This is a genomic window from Nocardioides deserti, assembly GCF_014266025.1.
Taxonomy (GTDB): domain Bacteria; phylum Actinomycetota; class Actinomycetes; order Propionibacteriales; family Nocardioidaceae; genus Nocardioides; species Nocardioides deserti.
In genome coordinates this window covers 1-3,548 of sequence record NZ_JACMYC010000012.1, presented here as the reverse complement: position 1 = coordinate 3,548, position 3,548 = coordinate 1, and the positions used below count along the sequence as shown (strand labels likewise).

3 protein-coding genes are annotated in these 3,548 nt (G+C 73.7%); 1 reads left to right on the top strand and 2 read right to left on the bottom strand.

Features of this window, described 5'->3' with window-relative positions:
* Positions 1-284: 284 nt before the first annotated feature.
* Together H7344_RS16265 and tyrS are read right to left on the bottom strand one after the other, a co-directional pair.
* On the bottom strand, positions 285-1,328 hold the full coding sequence (locus H7344_RS16265) for an alpha-hydroxy acid oxidase (RefSeq protein ID WP_186347062.1): 1,044 nt from the start codon (positions 1,326-1,328) through the stop codon (positions 285-287).
* A complete protein-coding gene (gene tyrS / locus H7344_RS16260; protein ID WP_186347061.1) occupies positions 1,325-2,596 on the bottom strand; it encodes a tyrosine--tRNA ligase in 1,272 nt (423 codons plus the stop codon). The genes H7344_RS16265 and tyrS overlap by 4 nt, the downstream gene beginning before the upstream one ends.
* Before the next feature lie 145 nt (positions 2,597-2,741).
* Here tyrS and H7344_RS16255 point away from each other — a divergent pair.
* Positions 2,742-3,548: serine/threonine-protein kinase (locus H7344_RS16255; protein ID WP_186347060.1), on the top strand; the 807-nt coding region annotated here is incomplete at its 3' end.

Here is a 3,548-nt window from a genome sequence, read left to right as displayed (position 1 = left end):
ACACGCACCACAAGACCACCGCGATCTCTCGCTGCCCTGAAGGCTGACCATCGCACCGGGGCCGGAAGCCCGACCAGACCGGCCTTGCTCCCCGCCGCTCCCTGGCGACAGAGAAAACATTAGACGGGTGCCCTGAAGGCTGACCATCGCACCGGGGCCGGAAGCCCGACCAGACCGGCCTTGCTCCCCGCCGCTCCCTGGCGACAGAGAAAACATTAGACGGGCCCCGCGGGAAACACCAAACCGAGACGGCGTGACGGCGAGCACAGGACTGTTTGGCCTGGTCAGGTCGCGGGTAGGGCGGGCGCCGCGAGCAGGTCGCGGGTGTCCGCGACGCGTCGGCACCCGGCCAGACGGAGCGCCTCGACCGTCTCCGCGAGCAGTTCCGCGTGCAGCCGGGCGACGCCGGCCTCGCCCTCGGCGAGGGCCCAGACGGGCGGGCGGCCGAGGAAGACCGCATCGGCACCGGAGGCGAGCGCCGCCAGGACGTCGAGCCCGCTGCGCACTCCCCCGTCGACGTACACCTGGGCGTCCGCGCCGACGGCATCCACCACGTCCGGCAGGGCCGCGGCCGTCGGGACGGCCCGGTCGAGCTGGCGGCCGCCGTGGTTGCTCACCCAGACCGCCGAGGCGCCGGCGTCCACGCAGCGTCGCGCGTCGTCGGGGCGGAGCACGCCCTTGACCACCACGGGCAGGCCGGTGCTCTCACGCAGCCAGTCCAGGTCGTGCGGCCCGAGGTCGGTCGCCTTGTCGGCGCCCGGTCGCTCCTCGTGGCCGGGCCCGAAGTTCACGCGCACCAGCGCCGGGTCGACCGTCGCCCAGATGCTCTCGCCGACGGCGTACTTGGTGCCGACCACCGGGGTGTCGACGGTGAGGACCACTGCCTCCGCTCCGGCCTCGACGGCCCCGGCGAGCATCGGCTCGGCCAGGGTGCGGTCGGCCGGCAGGTAGGCCTGGAGCCACCAACGGACGCCGGTGGCCCCGATCTCGGCGAACGGCGTGCCCGCGTTGCTGGACACGACCAGCAGTCCAGAAGCGGCGGCGGTCGCCCGCGCCATCGCGAGCTCGCCGTCCGGGTGCACCACGCGCTGCAGGGTGGTCGGGGCGACGCCCCAGGGCAGCTCGGTCCGGCGGCCGAGCAGCTCGACCCCCGGGTCGACGTCGGTGACGTCCCGCATGACGTGCGGCAGGAACCGGAAGGCACTCCAGGACGCAACCGCCTCGGCGGTGCTGACCGACTCGCGCGCGCCCTGCGCGACGTACTCGAGGACGGGCGCGGGCAGCACAGCGCGCGCCCGCTCCTCGAGGCCGGCCAGCCAGGTGGTCATCGGACCTCGACGCCGGCGAACTTCTTCTTGCCGCGGCGGAGCACCAGCCAGGCGCCGTCGACGAGGTCGGACTCGGCCGGGACCGCCTCGACGTCCTCGACCCGCACGTTGTTGAGGTACGCACCGCCCTCGCCGATCGTGCGGCGCGCCTCGCCCTTGCTCGAGGCCAGGCCGGTCAGCACGAGCAGGTCGACCACCGCTGGCAGGCCGTCCGCGCGGTCGACGGTCACCGACCCGGCCTCGCGCAGCGCCGAGCCGAGCGTCGAGCCGCCGAGCCCGCTCAGGTCGCCGCCGCCGAAGAGCGCGGCCGAGGCGGCCTTGATCCGCTCGGTCTCCTCGGCGCCGTGGACCAGCGTCGTCACGTGCTCGGCGAGCGCCTTCTGACCGGCACGGAGGAACGGCTTCTCGGCGTGGGTGGCCTCGAGCTCCTCGATCTCCTCGCGGGAGAGGAAGGTGAAGACGCGCAGCAGCTCGGGGACCTTCTCGTCCTCGACGTTCAGCCAGAACTGGAAGAAGGAGTACGGCGACATCATCTCCGGGTCGAGCCAGAGCGCGCCGCCCTCGGTCTTGCCGTACTTCGTGCCGTCGGCCTTGGTCAGCAGCGGCGTGACGAACGCGTGCGTCCGGTCACCGGTCGCACGGCGGATCAGCTCGACGCCGGCGGTGAGGTTGCCCCACTGATCCGAGCCGCCGAGCTGGAGGTCGACGCCCTCGGCCCGGTGGAGGTGGAGGAAGTCCATCGACTGCAGCAGCACGTAGCTGAACTCGGTGTAGCTGATGCCGGCCTCGAGGCGCCGGCTGACCACGTCGCGGGCGAGCATCCGGTTGACCGGGAAGTGCTTGCCGATGTCGCGGAGGAAGTCGATGGCCGAGACCTGGGCGGTCCAGTCGTAGTTGTTGACCATCGTGGCAGCGTTGTCCCCCTCGAAGGAGAGGAACGGCTCGATCTGGCGGCGGACGCGGTCGGTCCACTCCTGGACGGTGTCGAGGGAGTTCAGCGTGCGTTCGCCGGAGTCGCGCGGGTCGCCGATCATGCCGGTGGCGCCGCCGACGAGGGCGTACGGCGTGTGGCCGGCCTCCTGGAGCCGCCGCGCGGTGAGCACCTGCACGAGGTGACCCATGTGCAGGCTCGGGGCGGTCGGGTCGAACCCCACGTAGAAGCGCACGCTCCCCGCGGCAAAGGCCTCGCGCATGGCGTCGAGGTCCGTCGAGTGGGCGATGAGTCCACGCCACTCGAGGTCGTCGAGGAGGGTGGGGTCGAGGGACACGATGGGCCTTCCGTCGGGCTGGGTACCTGCTTCCAAGCCTGCCGCATGGGCCCTTCGTCCGCCCACCCGGCTCGGCCCGGCCGTCGCTAGGCTGGCTCGGTCCGCAGACGCGCGGCAGGCGGACGGACGAGGAGGAGCCGAGACGGTGATCGCCGGGAGGTACTCGCTCGACCGCGAGATCGGCCGGGGCGGCATGGGTGCTGTCTGGCTGGCCCGCGACGAGGTGCTCGGCCGGCAGGTCGCCCTCAAGCGGATCGGCCTCGCCCCCGGCGGCGACAGCGCCGACCTCGAGCGGGCGCAGCGCGAGGCCCGGCTGGCTGCGCGGCTCAACCACCCCCACGTCGTCGCGGTCTTCGACCTGGTCGACGACGGCGACGACCGGTGGCTGGTGATGGAGCACGTCCCCGGCACCACGCTCGCCGAGCTGGTCCGCACGCGCGGCCGGCTCGGGCCCGACGCCGCCGCCGTCCTGCTCGGCCAGGCGGCCGACGCGCTGGCGGCGGCCCACGCCGCGGGCATCGTCCACCGCGACGTCAAGCCGTCGAACATGCTGGTCACCGGGGACGGCCGGGTGAAGATCTCCGACTTCGGCATCGCCCGCGCGGAGGCCGATGCGTCCCTCACGCAGACCGGCCTGGTCACCGGCTCCCCCGCCTACCTCGCGCCGGAGGTCGCCAGCGGCCGGCTCGCGAGCCCGCCGAGCGACGTGTGGTCCCTCGGGGCCTCGCTCTTCCACGCGCTGGCCGGGCGGCCGCCGTACGACGTCGGCGACAACGTGCTCGGCGCGCTCTACCGCATCGTCCACGAGGACCCGCCGCGGCTCGACGACGCCGGCTGGCTGCGCCCGCTCCTCGCCGCGACGATGGCCCGCGAGCCCGGCGACCGCTGGACGATGGCCCAGGTCCGCGACTTCCTGCACGCCGGTCCGCAGGCGGCCGCGCCGCGGCCCGTC

Bases quoted from the DNA above. Each gene is read 5' to 3' on its own strand.
- H7344_RS16265 (WP_186347062.1), bottom strand. From the start codon at position 1,328: ATGACCACCTGGCTGGCCGGCCTCGAGGAGCGGGCGCGCGCTGTGCTG.